This window comes from Micromonospora sp. NPDC000316 (assembly GCF_042898885.1).
Classification (GTDB): domain Bacteria; phylum Actinomycetota; class Actinomycetes; order Mycobacteriales; family Micromonosporaceae; genus Micromonospora.
The window spans coordinates 295,086-313,521 of record NZ_JBIAZG010000006.1 but is presented as its reverse complement, the minus strand read 5'-3'; the positions used below and the strand labels follow the sequence as shown (position 1 = coordinate 313,521).

13 protein-coding genes and 2 pseudogenes are annotated in these 18,436 nt (G+C 71.7%); 9 read left to right on the top strand and 6 right to left on the bottom strand.

What is annotated here, in order from left to right:
• Positions 1-301 precede the first annotated feature (301 nt).
• Both ACFY2Q_RS16280 and ACFY2Q_RS16275 read left to right on the top strand, forming a co-directional pair.
• Entirely contained in the window at positions 302-1,723 is a 1,422-nt protein-coding gene (locus tag ACFY2Q_RS16280) for a M1 family metallopeptidase (protein ID WP_387130859.1), read from the top strand.
• A 104-nt stretch (positions 1,724-1,827) separates the two neighbouring features.
• On the top strand, positions 1,828-3,288 hold the full coding sequence (locus ACFY2Q_RS16275; protein ID WP_387130857.1) for a M1 family metallopeptidase: 1,461 nt from the start codon (positions 1,828-1,830) through the stop codon (positions 3,286-3,288).
• A gap of 154 nt (positions 3,289-3,442) precedes the next feature.
• Here ACFY2Q_RS16275 and ACFY2Q_RS16270 read toward each other — a convergent pair whose 3' ends face one another.
• Entirely contained in the window at positions 3,443-4,564 is a 1,122-nt protein-coding gene (locus tag ACFY2Q_RS16270) for an LCP family protein (RefSeq protein WP_387130855.1), read from the bottom strand.
• A gap of 145 nt (positions 4,565-4,709) precedes the next feature.
• Here ACFY2Q_RS16270 and ACFY2Q_RS16265 point away from each other — a divergent pair, with 145 nt between their 5' ends.
• Both ACFY2Q_RS16265 and guaA read left to right on the top strand, forming a co-directional pair.
• The gene (locus tag ACFY2Q_RS16265) at positions 4,710-6,413 is read left to right on the top strand and encodes an FAD-dependent oxidoreductase (RefSeq protein WP_387130854.1); all 1,704 of its coding nucleotides are present in this window, start codon (positions 4,710-4,712) and stop codon (positions 6,411-6,413) included.
• Positions 6,414-6,556: 143 nt separating this feature from the next.
• Positions 6,557-8,113 carry a glutamine-hydrolyzing GMP synthase gene (guaA, locus tag ACFY2Q_RS16260; protein ID WP_387130853.1) on the top strand — a complete coding sequence of 519 codons (1,557 nt, stop codon included), beginning with the start codon at positions 6,557-6,559 and terminating at the stop codon, positions 8,111-8,113.
• Between the two features lie 7 nt (positions 8,114-8,120).
• On the opposite strand, the gene ACFY2Q_RS16255 is transcribed toward guaA, so the two are convergent.
• A complete protein-coding gene (locus ACFY2Q_RS16255) occupies positions 8,121-8,462 on the bottom strand; it encodes a PspC domain-containing protein (RefSeq protein WP_387130852.1) in 342 nt (113 codons plus the stop codon).
• A gap of 143 nt (positions 8,463-8,605) precedes the next feature.
• Here ACFY2Q_RS16255 and ACFY2Q_RS16250 point away from each other — a divergent pair, with 143 nt between their 5' ends.
• The 3 genes from ACFY2Q_RS16250 to ACFY2Q_RS16240 all read left to right on the top strand — a co-directional run bounded on the left by ACFY2Q_RS16250 (position 8,606) and on the right by ACFY2Q_RS16240 (position 11,866).
• Positions 8,606-9,556: an NUDIX hydrolase gene (locus ACFY2Q_RS16250; RefSeq protein WP_387130850.1), complete on the top strand. Its 951-nt coding sequence runs from the start codon at positions 8,606-8,608 to the stop codon at positions 9,554-9,556.
• A 126-nt stretch (positions 9,557-9,682) separates the two neighbouring features.
• Positions 9,683-10,585, top strand: a complete 903-nt coding sequence (locus tag ACFY2Q_RS16245) for an NUDIX hydrolase (RefSeq protein ID WP_387130950.1) — start codon at positions 9,683-9,685, stop codon at positions 10,583-10,585.
• A gap of 342 nt (positions 10,586-10,927) precedes the next feature.
• Positions 10,928-11,866, top strand: coding sequence for a CDP-alcohol phosphatidyltransferase family protein (locus tag ACFY2Q_RS16240; RefSeq protein WP_387130949.1), 939 nt, complete (start codon positions 10,928-10,930; stop codon positions 11,864-11,866).
• 110 nt (positions 11,867-11,976) lie between these two features.
• Here ACFY2Q_RS16240 and ACFY2Q_RS16235 read toward each other — a convergent pair whose 3' ends face one another.
• The 3 genes and pseudogenes from ACFY2Q_RS16235 to ACFY2Q_RS16225 form a co-directional block, all read right to left on the bottom strand.
• Positions 11,977-13,230 (bottom strand): phosphatidylserine decarboxylase, encoded by a 1,254-nt coding sequence (locus tag ACFY2Q_RS16235; RefSeq protein WP_387130849.1) that lies wholly within the window; start codon positions 13,228-13,230, stop codon positions 11,977-11,979.
• 484 nt (positions 13,231-13,714) lie between these two features.
• Positions 13,715-13,978 (bottom strand): annotated as a pseudogene (locus tag ACFY2Q_RS16230) (hypothetical protein); the annotation flags it as partial.
• Complete coding sequence (locus tag ACFY2Q_RS16225) at positions 13,975-15,894, bottom strand: PspC domain-containing protein (RefSeq protein ID WP_387130847.1); 1,920 nt, start codon at positions 15,892-15,894, stop codon at positions 13,975-13,977. The pseudogene ACFY2Q_RS16230 and the gene ACFY2Q_RS16225, both read right to left, overlap by 4 nt.
• A gap of 186 nt (positions 15,895-16,080) precedes the next feature.
• Between ACFY2Q_RS16225 and ACFY2Q_RS16220 the strand changes: the two genes are divergently transcribed.
• Positions 16,081-17,319 (top strand): PspC domain-containing protein, encoded by a 1,239-nt coding sequence (locus ACFY2Q_RS16220; protein ID WP_387130845.1) that lies wholly within the window; start codon positions 16,081-16,083, stop codon positions 17,317-17,319.
• Between the two features lie 2 nt (positions 17,320-17,321).
• On the top strand, positions 17,322-18,008 hold the full coding sequence (locus tag ACFY2Q_RS16215; RefSeq protein ID WP_387130843.1) for a response regulator: 687 nt from the start codon (positions 17,322-17,324) through the stop codon (positions 18,006-18,008).
• 36 nt (positions 18,009-18,044) lie between these two features.
• Here ACFY2Q_RS16215 and ACFY2Q_RS16210 read toward each other — a convergent pair.
• A pseudogene (locus ACFY2Q_RS16210) lies at positions 18,045-18,212 on the bottom strand (PIG-L family deacetylase); the annotation flags it as partial.
• Positions 18,213-18,436: the final 224 nt, after the last annotated feature.

The following is an 18,436-nucleotide window of genomic DNA, read 5'->3' as shown; positions in this document are numbered from 1 at the left end:
CCCCGGTGAGGTCGGAGGGTGCGGGTGTCGTGAATCGAAGGGGCAACTGCACGCCGCCGCCACGGCGTGTCGGTGCGGGACTCCGTGTCCCGCACCTGGATGTGATCCACCGGGATGTTCCAGGTGCGTTACATCTTGGGGTCAGACAGTAACGTCGGCAACAGCCAAAAGAAAGTGTCGATGCGAGCTAACTTTTGCTTGTTTGAGCGAAAGTTACTGACGAGCGTCAATACACACCTCGGGCCCGCCGGTGCTGGCTAGGCTCGTCGTGACCCGGGCGACCGGGCGGAAGGAGACGCGCATGGTCCTCACCGGACGGACGCCGCGCCGCCGCCGGTTGGCAACCGTCACCGCGTTGACCTGCGCCGTTGTGCTGGGCGTCATGGGCTGCACGGCCGCCGACAGCGACGGATTCCGGCCCGGCGCCGCCGACGCCGGTGACTCGTACGTGCCCGGGCGCGGCAACGGCGGCTACGACGTCGCGCACTACAACCTGGACGTCCGGTACGACCCGACGACCGATCGGCTCACCGGCAGGGCCACCATCGCGGCCACGACCACCCAGGCTCTGTCCCGGTTCAACCTGGACCTCGCCGGCCTGGACGTCGGCGCGGTCACCGTGGACAAGACGCGGGCCGAGCACCGTCGCGACGACGGCGAGCTGGTGGTGACCCCGCACGATCGGCTGCCGCGCGGCCGGCCGTTCACAGTGGTGGTCGACTACGGCGGTGTGCCCACCGCCGTCGCCGACGGTGCGCTGGGCAGCGGCGGCTTCCTCCACACCGACGACGGCGCGATCGCACTCGGCCAGCCCGACTCCGCCGCCACCTGGTTCCCGGTCAACGACCATCCGTCGGACAAGGCCAGCTACGACATCGCCGTGACCGTCCCGGACGGACTGTCCGCCCTGAGCAACGGGGTGCCCGGGCCGAAGACCAGCGCCGACGGCTGGACCACCTGGCGCTGGTCGGAGCGCACCCCGATGGCCAGCTACCTGAGCACCCTCGTGGTCGGAAACTACCGGGTGGTCAGCGGCAGTCACGCCGGACGACCGATTGTCACCGCCGTCTCGGCGAGCCTCCCGGCGACCGGCGGGGCTGCCACCTCGCTGGCCCGCACCGGGGAGATCGTCGACTTCCTGGCCAGCCGCTTCGGCCCGTACCCGTTCGACTCGTACGGCGGCATCGTGGTCGCGGACGACCGGATCGGGTACGCGCTGGAGACCCAGTCCCGGCCGGTCTACGGCCCCGCCTTCTTCACCGACGACCGGCCCAACCCGGGCGTCGTGGCGCACGAACTGGCCCACCAGTGGTTCGGTGACAGCGTCTCGCTCAGCCGGTGGGGCGACATCTGGCTCAACGAGGGCTTCGCCAGCTACGCCGAGTGGCTGTGGGAGGAGCACGACGGCGGCCGGACCGCCCAACGCAACTTCGAGCTCCAGTACGCGGTGACCGACTGGTCGCAGCCATCGGTCGAGCCCGGACGGGAGCGGATGTTCGGCACCGCCGTCTACAAGCGCGGCGCGCTCGCTGTGCACGCGCTGCGCCGCACCGTCGGCGACGACACGTTCTTTCGCATCCTGCGGACCTGGACGACCGAGCGGGCGGGCGGAAACGCCACCACCGCGGACTTCGTCGCGCTGGCCGAGAGGGTGTCGAACCGGCAGTTGCGACCGCTCCTGGACGCCTGGTTGGTGGGCGGCGCGGCACCGACACTGCCGTGACGGGCCCGTGATGCCCTGTCGATAGGCTGCCGCCTGCGATCGGCACGGGCACCGGTCGCGCGGGTGGCGATGCCGGCCGCGCCGCCGTACGGGGAGGGTTCGCGATGCGGGAAACGCCGCGCAGGCTGCGGGTGGCCGCCGCTGGGCTGGTGACCGGGGCGCTCGTGCTGTCCGGCTGCGGCTCGACCGAGCAGGACCGAATGACGCCGCCACCGAGCGCGTCCCCGTCACCGTCGCGGGTGTTCACCCCCGGCGCGGCCGGTGTCGACGACACCTACTTCCCCAGCTACGGAAACGGTGGCTACGACGTCGGGCAGTACACCGTGAAGGTGCGCTACGACCCGGCAAAGGGCCGGCTGACCGGCACCGCCACGGTGCGGGCCACCGCGACGTCGGACCTGTCGAGTTTCAACCTCGACCTGGCGGGCCTGACCGTCACGACTGTCACAGTGGACGACGCCCCGGCCATTCACACGCGGACCGAGAACGAGCTGGTGATCAAGCCGGCCTCCGGCCTGATCGCAGGCAACGGGTTCGTGGCCGAGATCGCGTACGAGGGCGTGCCGAAACCGCTGAAGAACGAGATGCTCGGCGACGGCGGGTTCCTGCACACCGACGACGGTGCCATAGCCCTCGGCCAGCCCGAGTCGGCGAGCACCTGGTTCCCCGTCAACGACCACCCGTCCGACAAGGCGACCTACGACTTCGAAATCACCGTCCCGAAGGGCCTCACCGCGATCAGCAACGGCGTGCCGGGCGGCTCGACCACCACTGACGGCTGGACCACCTGGAAGTGGTCGGAGAAGTCGCCAATGGCCAGCTACCTGAGCATGGTGGTGATCGGCAAGTTCCGGATCACCACCGGCGAGCACAAGGGCCGGCCGGTCTACAGCGCGGTCACCACCACCCTCGCCAAGGGCGCCCCGGACGCGTCGATCGCGCAGACCGTCAAGGTGGCCGACTACCTGGAGACCGTGTTCGGGCCGTACCCCTTCGACGCGTACGGCGGTGTGGTGGTCTCCGACAGCCGGATCTCCTACGCGCTGGAAACCCAGAGCCGCCCGGTCTACTCCGCCGACTTCTTCCGGCGTGGCGAGAACACCGAGGTGGTCGCCCACGAGTTGGCCCACCAGTGGTTCGGCAACAGCGTGGCGCTTGCCAAGTGGGAGGACATCTGGCTCAACGAGGGCTTCGCGACGTACGCGGAGTGGCTCTGGGCCGAGCACACCGAGCAGTACACCGCCGAGGAGGCGTTCGACATCCGGTACGCCGAGGTGCCCGCACAGGTGTGGCGGACGCCGCCGGGCAAGCCGGGGGCCAAGGAGTTGTTCAGCGAGTCGGTCTACCAGCGCGGCGGGATGGCCCTACACGCGCTGCGGGTGGCCGTCGGCGACACTGCGTTCTTCGAGATCATCAAGACCTGGGCGGCCGAGAAGCGCAACGGCACCGCCAGCACCGCGGAGTTCGTGGCCCTCGCCGAGGGCATCTCCGGCAAGCAACTCGACGCCCTCTTCGACGCCTGGCTCTACAACACCAAAAAACCCCCAACCCCGAAACCCCTATAACCCCCACCCCCACCCCCACCCCGCCCGCCCCCCTCCTCCTCCCGCGATCTTGCACTTTCTGCCGGGGCGAATGGGGCAAAACCCCACGAACCGGTGACCGAAAGTGCAAGATCGCGGGGCGCTCGCGGGGCGCGGGGCGCTCGGGGCGTGGGGGTTAGGTTTTTACGACCAGGGTGGGGTGGGAGGCGAGGTAGGCGTCGGCGCGGCCGGCGCGTAGTTCGGTGAGGAACGCGCGGCCGGTGCTGGTGAGCTGTTCGCCGCGGTAGGCGCTGCCCTTGCCGACGCCTGAGCCGGGCAGGCCGACAAGCACGAAGCGGTTCTCCGGCACCCGGCTGAGCGCGTACGCCAGGTCGACGATCTTGCGGCCGCCCACGTAGATCAGGGTGTTGCCGAGCGCGGCGACGACCTCGTCGACCCGCTCCGGCTGCTGGGCCAGGTCCTCGGCGAGGATCTTGCGGGTCAGAGCGCGGATCAGTTGCTGCTGGTGGCGCTGCCGGGCGTAGTCCCCACCCGTCATGTAGCGCTGCCGCGCGTAGTCCAGCGCCTGCCAGCCGTTGAGGTGCCGTTCGCCCTTCTCGTAGACCATCTGCGGCCCGGTGTAGCCGCCGGGCGCGCTTTGGCGGTGCTTGCCGTCGGGCCGGCGGTGCATCGATGCGACCCGCTGGTCGACGTAGATGTCCACACCGCCGAGGGCGTTCACGAGCCTGTCGAACCCGTTGAAGGTGAGCACCGCGCCGGCGTCGATGCGCAGCCCGGTGTAGCCGCTGACCGTGCTGCGCAGCAGCTCGTACCCCTGGGCGGCGCTCGGCTGTTTCGGCTTGCCCGGCACGCGGCTGCCGTAGCTCATCGCGTGGGTGAGCTTGGTCCGGCCGCCCGGGTAGCCGGCCTTGGGGAACGCCGGGATGTCCACCACCAGGTCGCGGGGGAGCGAGAAGAGGTACGCGCGGCCCAGACCTTTCGGGACGTGCAGCACAAGTACGGCGTCGGAGTGCGGTTCCCAGCCGGGCACGCTGACGCGGGTGTCGACGCCGACCAGCAGCAGGTTCAGCGGGCCGGTGATGTCGGCGCCGGGCGGCGGGCCGGTGGGGCTCGGTGTGGGCGTGCTGATCGGCGACGGGCTCGGCGAGCTGGCCGCCGGTGCCGCGCGCTGCGGTGTGTTGTCGGCGGCCAGCCGGTTGACGACGACCGTCCCGGCCACGACGAGCGCCACGATCGCCAGGGCGGTCAACCCGAACAGGAGCCACCGTCGGCGCGGTGCCATCGACCCCAGGACCATATTCGATTCCTTCCACCCGTTTCCGGACCAACGCTCCGACGGGTGCTCCCGGTTGCGGCCGGAATGCGCCGGGTCGGCCGGCCGGAGCATGATCGCGCGAAAACTGCCGCTGGCGCGAGCGCTACTCGCGAGTAATGATGCGTCCATGGGGTATGACGTGCTCGTCATCGGGTCTGGCTTCGGTGGCAGCGTCACCGCGCTCCGGCTGGCCGAGAAGGGCTATTCGGTAGGCGTCCTGGAGGCTGGTCGACGCTTCGCCGACGACGAGTTCCCCCAGACGTCCTGGCGTGCACGCAGGTTCCTGTGGGCGCCGAAGCTGGGCTGTTACGGCATCCAGCGGCTCACCCTGCTCCGCTCGGCCGACAGGCGCTCCGGCAGCGGGGTGCTGGTGCTCTCCGGGGCCGGGGTGGGCGGCGGCTCGCTGGTCTACGCGAACACCCTCTACGAACCCCTGCCGGCCTTCTACGCCGACCCGCAGTGGCGGGACATCACCGACTGGCGCGACGAGTTGGCTCGCCACTACGACCAGGCGAAACGGATGCTCGGCGTCACCACGTACCCGGTGGACACCGGCGCGGACCGCGCCATGCGGGCGGTGGCCGAGCGGATGGGGGTTGGGCACACCTTCCACGCCACCCCGGTGGGTGTGCACATCGGTAGGCCCGGCGAGCGGGTTGCCGACCCGTACTTCGGTGGCGCCGGCCCGGAGCGCACCGGCTGCACGCACTGCGGTGGGTGCATGACCGGCTGCCGGCACGGGGCCAAGAACACGCTTGTCAAGAACTACCTGTGGCTCGCCGAGCGGCTGGGTGTCACAGTGCATCCGCTGACCACTGTGACGGCCGTCAAACCGGCAGCCGGCGGCGGGTACGACGTGCACACCGTCCGCACCGGCGCCTGGGTGCGGCACCGCCGTGAGGTGATCCACGCCGACGAGGTGGTGTTCGCGGCCGGTGCGCTCGGCACCCAACGACTGCTGCACGCGATGCGGGACGACGGCGTGCTGCCCGGGCTGTCCGCCCGCGTCGGCGAGCTGACCCGGACCAATTCGGAGGCGATCCTGGGCGCCTCGGTGCCACGCCAACGGGCCCGGGCGCAACGGATGGACTTCACCGACGGGGTGGCGATCACCAGCTCGTTCCACCCCGACCCGCAGACCCACATCGAGCCGGTCCGCTACGGGCGCGGCTCCAACGCCATGGGGCTGCTCCAGTCGCTGCTTGTCGACGGCGGCCCGCACCGGGTCCGGCGCTGGCTGGGCAGTATCGTGCGGCAGCCGAGGTTGGCCGCCCGGATGCTCTCGGTGCGGGGCTGGTCGGAGCGGACGGTGATCGCCCTGGTGATGCAGTCGGTCGACAACTCGCTCACCACCCGCTGGCGGCGGGGCGTGTTCGGCGGCCGGCTAGTCACCGGTCCGGGCCACGGCGCGCCGAACCCGACCTGGATCCCGGCCGGCAACACCGCCGCCCGGCTGCTCGCCGAGGAGATCGGGGGTACGCCCGGAGGCTCGGTCACCGAGCCGTTCGACATCCCGGTGACCGCGCACATCCTGGGCGGGGCGGCGATCGGCGCCACCTCTGCCGACGGGGTGATCGACCCCTGGCACCGGGTGTACGGCCACCCCGGGCTGCACGTCGTCGACGGCGCGGCGATCTCCGCGAACCTGGGCGTCAACCCGTCGCTGACCATCACCGCGCAGGCGGAACGGGCGATGTCCTTCTGGCCCAACAAGGGCGACGAGGATCCCCGCCCGCCTGTCGGCACCCCGTACCGCAGGCTCCCTCCCGTACCCCCCAAAAACCCGGCAGTCCCACCAAACGCCCCCGCAGCTCTACGCCCCACCCCCTAGCCTCGCCGATCTTGCACTTTCGGTCGCCGTTACGCGGCATATGCGAATTTTGTCGAGGCAGCAAGTGCAAGATCGCGGGGGGAGCGGGGTGGGTGGTGTGCCGGTGGTGGGGGTGGGGGTGACACTCGGTAGGCTTTGTGCACATGAGCCTGCCTCGCCCAGTCCTCGTTGTGGACTTCGGAGCCCAGTACGCCCAGCTCATCGCGCGCCGGGTCCGCGAGGCGAGGGTCTACTCCGAGATCGTGCCGCACTCGATGCCCGTCGCCGAGATGCTTGCGAAGAACCCCGCCGCGATCATCCTCTCCGGCGGCCCGTCAAGCGTCTACGCGCCGGACGCCCCGCAGATCGACGCCGGCATGTTCACCGCCGACGTGCCGGTCTTCGGCATCTGCTACGGCTTCCAGGCGATGGCCCAGGCCCTCGGCGGCACTGTCGCAAAGACGGGCAACCGTGAGTACGGCGGCACCCCCCTGCGCCCCCGCTTGCTCGACCCGGGTGTGCTGCTGCGTGACCTGCCGGCCGACCTGCCGGTCTGGATGAGCCATGGCGACTGCGTCACCGAGGCGCCCGAGGGCTTCACGGTGACCGCCGAGTCGGCGGGCGCGCCGGTGGCGGCCTTCGAGGATCTGGCCGGTCGTCGGGCCGGGGTGCAGTTCCACCCGGAGGTCGGGCACACCGCGCACGGTCAGGAGATGCTCAAGCGCTTCCTGTACGACATCGCCGGCATCGAGCCGACCTGGACGCCCGAGAACATCATCGACGAGCAGGTTGCGCGGATCCGCGCCCAGGTCGGCGACAAGGAGGTCATCTGCGGCCTGTCCGGCGGGGTGGACTCGGCGGTCGCCGCAGCCCTGGTGCACAAGGCGGTCGGCGACCAGCTCACATGCGTCTTCGTCGACCACGGCCTGCTGCGCGCGGGCGAGGCCGAGCAGGTCGAGAAGGACTACGTGGCGGCCACCGGCATCAAGCTCAAGGTGGTCGACGCGACGGACCGCTTCCTCGGCGCGCTAGCCGGGGTGACCGACCCGGAGCAGAAGCGCAAGATCATCGGCCGGGAGTTCATCCGCGTCTTCGAGGCCGCCGCCCGCGAGGTCGCCCTGCACGGCGACGTGGAGTTCCTGGTCCAGGGCACCCTCTACCCCGACGTGGTCGAGTCCGGCGGCGGCACCGGCACCGCCAACATCAAGAGCCACCACAACGTCGGCGGCCTGCCGGAGGACCTGAAGTTCGCACTTGTCGAGCCCCTGCGCACGCTCTTCAAGGACGAGGTCCGGGCACTCGGCCTCCAGTTGGGCCTGCCCGAGGCGATGGTCTGGCGGCACCCGTTCCCCGGCCCGGGTCTGGCCATCCGGATCATCGGCGCGGTCGACCAGGAGCGGCTCGACCTGCTGCGCCGGGCCGACCTGATCGCCCGCGAGGAGCTGACAGCGGCCGGTCTCGACCGCGGCGTCTGGCAGTTCCCCGTGGTGCTGCTGGCCGACGTGCGCAGCGTCGGTGTGCAGGGTGACGGGCGCAGCTACGGGCATCCCGTGGTGCTGCGCCCGGTCTCCAGCGAGGACGCGATGACGGCCGACTGGTCGCGCCTCCCCTACGACGTGGTCGCCCGGATCTCCACCCGGATCACCAACGAGGTAGCCGAGGTCAACCGGGTGGTCCTGGACGTCACCAGCAAGCCGCCAGGCACCATCGAGTGGGAGTGAGCGCCGCTCAGCCGGCAGCCGGCGGGATCGTCGGCGGGTAGGGCGGCGTCGGGGCGTACCCCGGCTGTGGTCCGACGGTCGGCGGCGGGCCCTGCGGCGCGGCGCCCGCCGGGTGCGGCCAGGCGGGCGCGCTGGCGGGCTCCTCGGGCATCAGGAACCACATGATCGGGTACGCGAACAGCGCCAGCCCGCCGGTGAGCAGGCCGGTGACCGCGAAGATCACCCGGACCAGTGTGGGGTCGACGTCGAAGTAGCGGCCGAGACCGCTGGCGACCCCTGCCACCATGCGGTCGGTCGTCGGTCGCCGGAGCTGCTTGTACGGGGCGTGAGGAGCGCCGGTGGTTGTCATGTCTCCACAGTCCGCGCCAGAGTCCGACCCGACCTCGGTGACCGCCCGGATCCTTACCCTGACCGATCCCTGAGCGGGACCAAACAGTCAGGAATCCGACTCTTTTCCGTTCCGGTAACCCGGCCCGGGGAGAATTTGGTTCCGTGACCACCATGCTGGAGCCGCTCCGCAGGATCGCGGCATACGCAGTTTGTGCTGATTCAGACGGCCGAGTGTTGCTGGTCCGCGCATCGGAGCGCTCCGGCACCCCCGGCACCTGGTCGCTGCCTGGCGGGGCAGTCGACCACGGCGAGGACCCGAACCACACGGTGGTCCGCGAGACCGCCGCCGAGACCGGCCTCTCGGTCGCCGTCTCGGGCCTGGCCGACGTGCTCGCCGACATGCGGGCACTGCCGGATCGCGGCATCACCATCCACACCGATCGGCTGATCTACCAGGTCGCGGTGCGCGGCGGCACGCTGTCCGACCGGGTCGGCGAGCGCCCCACCGACCTCGCCCGCTGGTACACCCTCGACGAGGCGCGCAAGCTGCCGCTGCGCTCGTTCACCGCGCGTGCCCTCGGGCTGCCCGCCTACTCGGCCGACGTGGTGCCCGACGAGACACCCGAGTTCCCCTCCTTCAACGCGGTGCCCGGCCCGGACGGGCTGCACCGGGCGCAGCGCTTCGCCGCGTACGCGGTGTGCACCGACCCGGCCGGTCGGGTGCTGCTCACCCGCATCTCCGACGGCTACCCCGGCGCCGGCCGCTGGCACCTGCCCGGCGGCGGCACCGACTATGGCGAGCAGCCCGGCGCGGCGTTGATCCGGGAGTTGGTCGAGGAGACCGGGCAGACCGGTCGCCTCGTCGAGCTGCTCGGTGTGGCCAGCCACCGCGACGCCGCCTCGCTCGGCCCGGAGGGCTACCCGATCGACTGGCACGGCGTCCGCGCCTTCTACCGCGTGGTGGTCGACCAACCCGACCCGCTGACGATCGCCGACGTCGGCGGCTCCACCTGCGAGGCCCGCTGGTTCGGCCGCGACGAGTTGGGCGCCCTCCCCACCGACCGCCTAACCGAAGTAACAGCAGAAGCAGTCCAAGCAGCCCGCCTCACCTGACCCAACCCCAACCCGCCTCCTGCGTTGATCATGAAGTTATTGTCAGGACACGCCGACATGGACGGCGATAACTTCATGATCGACGGGTGTTTGTCGGGGGAGTGCGGCCGGGGGGCGGTGGACGGGGTGGAGTTGCGGCGGTTAGTTGCGGTCTATGGCGTTTTGTGGCAGGAGGGGCACTTTCTGTTGGTGCGGGAGTCGGCGGCGGGGGAGTTTCCCGGCGTGTGGCGACTGCCCGGGGGCGCGGTGGCACACGCCGAACACCCGGAGCGCGCCGTCGTGCGTACGGTCGCCCGCCAGACCGGCCTGGCAGCGACGGTGACCCGGCTGCGGGCGGTGACGGCAGATGTGACCACCCAGGGGAACGACGAGGTCGCGTTGCACACCGACCGGCTGGCGTTCGAGCTGAGCGTGCGCGACGGCGCCCTCCAGGACGCCCCGGGTGGCCCGACGGACCAGGCCCGCTGGGTCACCCCGGCCGAGGCGTCCCGACTGCCGCTGACACCGTTCAGCGCCGAGCTGCTGGGGCTGCCGGTCACCCCGCTGTCCGCCGGGGCGCGCCGGCCCGAGCCGTTGCCTCCGACGGACCCGGACCGCCGGCTGCGCTTCGGGGCGTACGGGCTGGTCACCGATCCGGCTGGGCGGGTCCTGCTGACCCAGATCGCCGACGGCTATCCGGGTGCCGGCAGGTGGCACCTGCCCGGTGGTGGCACCGATCACGGTGAGCAGCCCATCACCGGGCTGCTCCGCGAGCTCGTCGAGGAGGGCGGTCAGCTGGGCCGGGTGGTGGAGTTGCTCGGCGTGGACAATCTGCACAACCCGGCCGCCCTCGGCCCGGAGGGTCGCCCTTTGGACTGGCACGGCGTACGGGTGATCTATCGGGTGCTCGTGGACGTACCCACCGACGCGGTGGTGACCGAGTCCGCAGGTGGCTCGACCTCCAGGGCCGGTTGGTTCACTCCCGCCGAGGCCGCTGACCTGCCGTTGACCGAGATCGCTGCCTCGGCAATCGGACAGTTGACTCGATAGCCCTCCGCTCGCTGAGCCGAGAAGGTGACCCTCCGGTACAGTCAGAGGTGGGAATGGTGGAGGAACGGGCGATGAAGCCCGAGATGGGAATAAGGCAGCGATTCGCGCGGTTTGAGCTAGATAAGTACCGCAGGCAGCTATCGCCAAGCCACATTCCCCTATGCGATGGTGTACTCCGCAGACGGCTGCCGGGCAACGCAAGGTCCGGCACGAGACAGCCGGACACCCGCCGTCACGGCGGTTAGCCGATCCGGTGATGGAGGAAACGTGCCGAGAGCCCCATGGCGCCGGCGTCGTACGACTGACAGTCCGCGCCCCGCTGGGCGTCGCTGGGCGGGCCGGTTGCGCCGCAGCAGCACGTTCGCCCGCCAGGTGCTGCTGGTCCGGGTGGGTCGCCGCGACGGTGACCTGCTGCCCACCGATGTCGCGCCGCCCGAGCACCGGTATGCCGAGCGGCAGCGTCGTCGCTACGGCCTGGACCGGCTCAACCGACCGTCGCTCCGCGCCGGTCGGGCGGAGATCGAGGCGGTGATGCCGGTCAGCCCGGCGCTGCCGTCGATGGCGCACGCTGATGACGCGTCGTCCGCGACGATCCCGCTGCTCCCCGGCGAGCGCACGATCGCCCGCCGGATGAAGTTCGGCCTGGTCAACGCCTGCACGCTGGCCAGCCTGATGCTCGGCATGCTTGCCATCTTCCTGGCCATGCAGGGCGAGGTGCGCATCGCCGCGCTCTGCCTGATCGCCTGCGTCGCCTTCGACGGCCTCGACGGCGCGCTGGCTCGCCGGCTCGGCGTGGCCAGCCCGTTCGGCGCCCAGATGGACTCGCTTGCCGACATGTGCTCGTTCGGCCTCGCGGCACCCGTCGTGGTCTACGCCTCGCTCGCCGGCTCGGTGCCGACGGCTGCGGCAGCGGTGGCCTGCGCCCTGGTCGCGGCCTGTGCCGCGATCCGGCTGGCCCGCTTCAACGTCTCGCCGAAGGATGGCCGCTTCTTCTGCGGCGTCCCCAGCACGATGGCGGCTGCGGTGCTCGCCGTAACCGTGGCGATCGGCGTGCCGGTGCCCGGCCCCGTGCTTGTCGCCGGGGTGGCGCTGCTCGCCTTCGCGATGGTGTCCAGCTTCCCGTACGCGAAGCTCGCCCGGCTGGTGAAGTTGCCGCCGTGGCTGTGGCTGGCCCCGGTGGTCGGCGCGCTTGTCGACGTCCAGCTCACGTTCGTCCTGATCGTGGTGGGTTACCTGGTCAGCGGGCCGGTGCTCTGGCTGCGCCAGCGTCGCACCGCCTGATCCGAGCGCACGAGAACATCCGAGCACACGGAAAACATCCGAGCACGAAACATCCGAGCACACGCAAACGGGGCGCCGCGGAAGCGGCGCCCCGTTTGCTCGTTAGCGGGTCAGTGCCAGCGGGCGATGACCGTGGACCCTCCGACGACCTTGTCGCCCGGCCCGACCAGCGGGTCGGCGGCCTCGGCCGGCAGGTAGACGTCGGTCCGCGAGCCGAACCGGATGAGCCCGAAGCGCTCGCCCTTGGCCAGCAACGCGCCGATCGGCGCACGCTGCACGATCCGGCGGGCGATCAGGCCGGTCCGCTGCGCGACCACCACCGTGCCGCGGCTGGTGTCCAACACGGTGTACGCGGCCACGTTGTGCTCGGCGTCCGGCTTCATCGCGTTGACGAAGCCGCCGTCGGCCACGAAGTAGTCCACCACCTTGCCGGCGACCGGAGCCCGGTTGACGTGCACGTCCAGCACCGACAGGAAGACCGCGATGCGCAGCCACTCACCGTCGCCGAACCGCTCGTCGTGCAGTCGCTGCACCGACAGGACCTTGCCGTCCGCGCTGGCCACCACGGCGGCCGGATCCTCGGGGACGTCCCGCTCCGGGTCGCGGAAGAACGCGGCGACCGGCCCGGCGGCAAGCGCCGGCAGCAGCCACAGCTTCGAGGACGGACGCGCCACCCGGGCCAGCGCGGCCAGGCCCAGCGTGATGCCCGCAGCGGCCACCCCGTTGGAGTCGATGTGCATGCCCCTGGTCAGCGGCACGCTTGACGGCCGGTGCGCCGGAGCCAACCGGTCCGCCACGGCCGGCGCGGCAGTGGTGAAGCGCAGCCGGTAGACACGCACCGGCGGCGAGTTGCGCAGCACCAGGTCGGCGCCGACGCCGTAGAGGGCGTCCTGCCGGGCCAACTCGGCGGCGGCGCCTGTGGTCCGGCCCGGTGTCGCGGCGGTGGCCACGCTCAGCACCGCGCCGTCGATCAGGTGCTTGGCCAGCCAGTCAATGTTGCTGCGGGTCTCCTCGGCGGTGCCGACGAGCGCCTCGCCGGCGATGACCACACCGGCGGGCTCCGCCTCGGCCAGCGAGTCGACCACGCGTACCCGGTCGGCGACCCACCGGCCCTGGGCGGTGACGTGCTCGCGGAGCGCGGTGGCGCCGGACGACTCGGCGGGCACCACTGTGAGTCGGTCACCGGGGAGCAGCGCCTCGATCGCCGCGGCCAGCACCGCGGACGCCGGGCTAGCGCCGACCAGCAGGGCGACCTTGGGGTCGTTCATCCGGGCCAACTCGGCCACGAGCGTACGGGCGGCTCGCTCGCCGATGCGGACCGGACCGGACCGGCCGGTGGTGCGCACGGCGGGGGACTGCGTCATGTCGGGCGGGCTCCTGACGGGGGTAGAGACGGGAATCGCGGCGGGGCCGTCACGGCGGGACGGGCCGGCCGGCGGAGGCGAGATCTCTCCACCGGCCAGCATATGCGTCTGCCCGCGCCTGCCGCACTGCCGCGGTGGTGCGACAGCGCGGCGGGCGGTGGCACCCCTGTCACGATTCCCGCTGTCGACCCTCCCGATCCTCCGCCGCATCGACGCCGACCCGTTCGGTCGAGTGGTCGGGCCGGGTCGGCGCGTCGGTGCCGTCGCTGGGCGGGCCGGAGATCGGTGTGGCCTCCGGCTCGGCTGCGGGGTGGGCCAGCCAGGCCGGGTGGATCACGTCTGCCGTCGGTGGCTCCGGCGTCCGGAACGCCGCAGTCGGTGCCTCGGGTGCCCGCAGCTCCGCAGTCCATGGCTCCGGCGTCCGGAACGCCGCGGTCGGCGCGTCCGGTTCCGGCGCGGGAGCGTCCCAGGCCAGCAGGCCCGCGCCGGAGGTCGGGGTGGGCGCGCCGGGCTCGGGCCCGATCGTGGCCGACGCTGCGGCGTCGCCCGGCTCCGGGCGGCTCGACCGACCGGAGCGCAGTGCGCCGACCAGCCCGAACACGCCGATCAGGATCAGCGCGCCGGCCAGGAACCAACCGACCGGCGGCAGCGCCAGCCCGAGCAGTTGTGCGAGCAGCCACCAGGCCGACAGGGCCAGAAAGAGCAGCCCGAAGGCGAACGAGAGCAGGTCCGTGCGGTGAGCCTTCACCGGGTCACCTCCAGGTTGCCGGCGTTGACGTGGATGTAGAGGCGCAGTTTCCCGCCGCCAGCGCCGTCCGCGCCCAGGTCGGTGAACTCCCGCTGCCGGCCGTCCAGCCCACCGGAGCGCTTACCGAAGATGGTGGCGTCGCCCGCGTTGACGTCGGCCACTGTGGTGACGTCCACGTTGGGCGGGACGACCACTGTCGCGTGGCCGAAGTTGACCTCCACAGTCACCTGACTCTCATGCTTCGCGAAGTCGATCCCCCGCAGGTCGAGCACTGCGTCACCGAAACTGTTCTCGTACCGGCTGGCGAGATCGCGGTAGTCGGTGGGCGCCCAGGTGACCGCGCCGTCGACACCGCGGATCCGGTCGTAGGACTCGGCGATCGTCGCCGTGCCCAGCGCGGCGGCGGTCACCAGGCCGAGCGCGATCAGCCAGCGTGCCCGACCGAACCAGGTGCCGACCAGCAGCCCCAGCCCGATCGTGGCAAGCGCGGCCGCGAAGTACGCCGAAGCGCCGACGGCGAAGACGTTCAGCAGGTCGAGCAGGGCGACCACGCCGAGGGCCAGGAAGATCAACGAGAAGGTCACGGCACCGAGCGGCGAACGCTCCCGCTGTCGCTTCGGCGGCTTCGGTGGTTTCTGCGGGGGGTACGCGGCAGGAGGCGGTGACGCGTACGGGCCGTGCGGCGCGAACGGAGGACGGTACCCGCCCGGTGTCGACCCGCTCTGGTAACCGGTCGCTGTGCCGGACGCGGGTGCGCTGGACGCCGACGGCCAACCGGCGCTGGGTGTGCCGGCGCTCGGCCAGGTCGGCGCGGGTGCCGGCCAGCCCGCCTGCGCCGGAGCCGTCGAGGTGGTCGGCTGCCCGGACACCGGCGTCGTCGCCTCGGACACCGGCTGCACACTGCTGATCGGCTGCGTGGCGGTGGCCGGCTGCGAGGCGTAGGCCGGGGTGGTCGGCGCCTCGGCCGAGGCCACAGTGGCGTACGCCGGATCGCCGCCCGCGAGCGGTGCCGTCGCCAGCGGGCCGGTGGGCGGCGCCGCGCCGTGCGACGGGGCCGGCCAGGTGACTGGAGGGACGGGCCCGGGTGGGGTGCCGGCCGGGGTGGGCGGGACGCCACCCGGGGTGCTGGGCTGTGGCCCTCGGCCGTCCCGGTTGAGCAGCAGCGCACCGCCGATCAGGATGGCCACGCCGAGCAGCACCGCGCGGAAGGCGTCGGTGACGATGTAGCCGAAGCTGGCCGCGACCAGGATGCTCAGCACGATCACCGTCACCGGCGACATGCTGGACCGGCCGCGGCCGAGCATGGACTCCACCGGGGACGCCGTGTCGCCCTCGTTCGGAATGATCAGCCAGGCGGCGACGTACACGAGGATGCCGATGCCGCCGAAGAACCCGAGGACCGCCAGCAGCACCCGCCAGAGCACCGGATCGGTGTTTGTGGCGCGCCCGATCGCCGCACAGACGCCGGCCAGGTATCGACCGTCGCGCGGCCGGACCAACCCGTACCGCGAGGTGAAGCCGGTGCCACCCAGCGGGCCCACGGACGGCCCGGGACCACCCGCGCCGGGTGGAGTGCCGGTGCCGCCACCCGTCCCGAAACCGGGCACGTAGCCCGTGCCGGCAGCGAAGCCGGCACCGGGCCCGTAGCCGGCGCCGCCGGGGGCAGAGCCCGTGGCACCGGGGCCAGAGCCGCCGGGCACGTAGCCCGCGCCGCCGGAGGCAGAGCCCGTGCCGCCGGGCTCGTCTGCGCCGGACGGAGCGCCCGGTGCTGGCCCGACGGTCGGGCCGGTGCCTGTGGGCGGCCCGAACGTGGCGGGCTCGGCCCAGCCGGCGGGTGTCGCGGCTGGTGAGGGTGGTGATGAACCACCCGGCTGTGCCGACCCGGGGTGGGGTGGCGGGGCAGCTTCCTCGGTCATGCTTCGATCCTGCTGCCCGCTGAGCCCGAGCGGCCTCAGGACCCGACCCTGACCCCACCCTGAGATCCGGGGCGCCGGAATGTCGGGGGCCTCCCCGTGGTCGCGGACGCCGCAGCGTGTGACGATCGGACACACCGACCTCGCCCACCCACCACCACCGCGACCAGGGAGCCTCCGATCAGCATCGTGACCCCGCCCCCGCGCCTCTACCGCGCCCCCGAGCGTCGGATGGCCGCCGGTGTCGCCGCCGGCATCGCCGACCACCTCGGCATCTCGGTGCTGCGGGTACGTGTCGCGTTCATGGTGCTGCTCGGCCTGAGTGGGCTCGGTCTGCTGCTCTACGCGGCGTTCTGGGCGGTGGTGCCGCTGCGGCCCGGTGACGCCGGCGTGCCGCCCCGGCGCGACGTGGCCCAGCTCCTGCCGTTCGTCGGGATCGGGTTGGGTGTCCTGCTGATCCAGGTGATGGTCTTCGACTCGGTCGGAGCGGCAGGCACCGCCGGCTGGCTGGTGGCCATCATCGCGGTCGGCGCGGGGGTCATCTGGCACCAGTCCGCGCCGGAGCGGCGGCGGCAGTGGCGCGACACGATGCCGGTGCCCTGGCTCGGCGCGGTCGTCGAGGAGAGCGACAGGCGGGCCTTCGTGCTCCGGTTCATCGGCGGCGGGGTGCTGGTCGCGGTCGGCATCATCGGCGTCGTGGCCGTCTACTCGCCGGCGCAGAACTTCGACGCGGTGATCAACGGCGTGATCTTCGCCCTGGTGGGGCTGGCCGGGGTCGGCGTGGTCGCCGCGCCGGTGCTGTGGCGGACGTTCAACCAGCTCCGCTCGGAGCGGGAGGGTCGCATCCGTGAGCAGGAGCGTGCCGAGCTGGCCGCGATGGTGCACGACCAGGTCCTGCACACGCTGGCCCTCATCCAGCGCAACGCCGCCGACGTCAAGATGGTGCAGCGACTGGCCCGCGGCCAGGAACGCTCTTTGCGTAACTGGCTCTACAAGCCCACCGCGTCGCCGAACGAGCGCTTCGCCGCAGCCCTGGAGCAGGCTGCCGCCGAGGTCGAGGACACCTTCGCCATCACTGTGGAGACGGTGGTGGTCGGGGACCGGGAGACCGATGAGCGGGTCGGCGCGCTTGTCGCCGCGGCGCGGGAGGCCCTTGTGAACGCCGCCCGGCACGCCGGTGTGCAGACCGTGTCGCTCTACGCCGAGGTGGAGCCCGATCAGGTAAGCGTCTTCGTCCGGGACCGGGGAGCGGGTTTCGACCCCGATACCGTGGAGGACCACCGGCACGGCGTACGCGGCTCGATCATCGGGCGGATGAAGCGGCACGGCGGACGGGCCGAGATCCGGTCCGGTCCGGGGGAGGGGACCGAGGTCCGGTTGATCCTGCCGATCACCCGGGACTCGTCCGCAGCGGAGAGGAACAAATGACCATGTCCGAGCAGCCGACGGAGCACCTGGACCCGGCGAACGCCCGCCCCGAGCGGCTGCGGGTGTTCCTCGTGGACGATCACGCCATGTTCCGGGCAGGGGTACGCGCCGAGCTGGGCGCGCACGTCGAGGTGGTGGGGGAGGCGAGCACGGTGGCCGAGGCGGTCACCCGGATCGCCGCGACCGGGCCGGACGTGGTGCTGCTCGACGTGCACATGCCCGACGGCGGCGGTCGCGCGGTGCTGGAGGCGATGCGGCGTAGCCACCCGCAGGTCAAGTTCCTGGCGCTCAGCGTCTCCGACGCGGCGGAGGACGTGATCGGGCTGATCCGTGCCGGCGCCCGGGGGTATGTCACCAAGACCATCTCCCCGGACGAGCTGGCCGCGGCGATCCGCCGGGTCGCCGACGGTGACGCGGTGTTCAGCCCACGGCTCGCCGGGTTCGTGCTGGACGCCTTCGCCGCCCGGCCGGACGCCCCGGTGGCCGATCCGGAGCTGGACCAGCTCACCAACCGGGAGCGGGAAGTGCTGCGGCTGCTCGCCCGGGGGTACGCGTACAAGGAGATCGCCAAGGAGCTGTTCATCTCCATCAAGACGGTGGAGACGCACGTGTCGAACGTGTTGCGCAAGCTCCAGATGTCCAACCGCTACGAGCTTTCCCGCTGGGCGGCGGACCGTCGGCTGGTGTGATCTGTTCCTTACCCGGCGATGCCCCGGCGCGGCCCCGCGCGTCGGGGTCGACGTGCTGCCGCCGAAGCCGTCGCCGCTGTTGATGATCAGATAGCTGACCTCGGCGCCCTCATCCACCCAGCCGGCGATGGTCCCCGTGCAGCCGTAATCGACATCATCCGGATGGGCAAGGGCGGCGTGCGCGTGACGGCCGTCGGGCAGCACCGAAGCGGACGCCGGGAAGCTCACATAACCCGGGACGACGCCGTCAGCCGGTGTCCGTCTGGACCGCGTTTCTCCTGGTCAGAGGCGTTCGAGCCGTCGGCTTTATGATCATTTTTCAAGTATCGGCAACGCGGCAGGCAACTAACGGCTTGATAACGGCACCTTCACGGAAGCGGCCGGTAGGTGTCACAGTGGCAGCACCTCACCCGCAGTGTGTGGCACTC

Bases quoted from the DNA above. Each gene is read 5' to 3' on its own strand.
- ACFY2Q_RS16215 (WP_387130843.1), top strand. From the start codon at position 17,322: ATGTCCGAGCAGCCGACGGAGCACCTGGACCCGGCGAACGCCCGCCCC.
- ACFY2Q_RS16255 (WP_387130852.1), bottom strand. From the start codon at position 8,462: ATGACAACCACCGGCGCTCCTCACGCCCCGTACAAGCAGCTCCGGCGA.
- ACFY2Q_RS16280 (WP_387130859.1), top strand. From the start codon at position 302: ATGGTCCTCACCGGACGGACGCCGCGCCGCCGCCGGTTGGCAACCGTC.
- ACFY2Q_RS16275 (WP_387130857.1), top strand. From the start codon at position 1,828: ATGCGGGAAACGCCGCGCAGGCTGCGGGTGGCCGCCGCTGGGCTGGTG.
- ACFY2Q_RS16265 (WP_387130854.1), top strand. From the start codon at position 4,710: ATGGGGTATGACGTGCTCGTCATCGGGTCTGGCTTCGGTGGCAGCGTC.
- guaA (WP_387130853.1), top strand. From the start codon at position 6,557: ATGAGCCTGCCTCGCCCAGTCCTCGTTGTGGACTTCGGAGCCCAGTAC.
- ACFY2Q_RS16225 (WP_387130847.1), bottom strand. From the start codon at position 15,894: ATGACCGAGGAAGCTGCCCCGCCACCCCACCCCGGGTCGGCACAGCCG.
- ACFY2Q_RS16235 (WP_387130849.1), bottom strand. From the start codon at position 13,230: ATGACGCAGTCCCCCGCCGTGCGCACCACCGGCCGGTCCGGTCCGGTC.
- ACFY2Q_RS16270 (WP_387130855.1), bottom strand. From the start codon at position 4,564: ATGGTCCTGGGGTCGATGGCACCGCGCCGACGGTGGCTCCTGTTCGGG.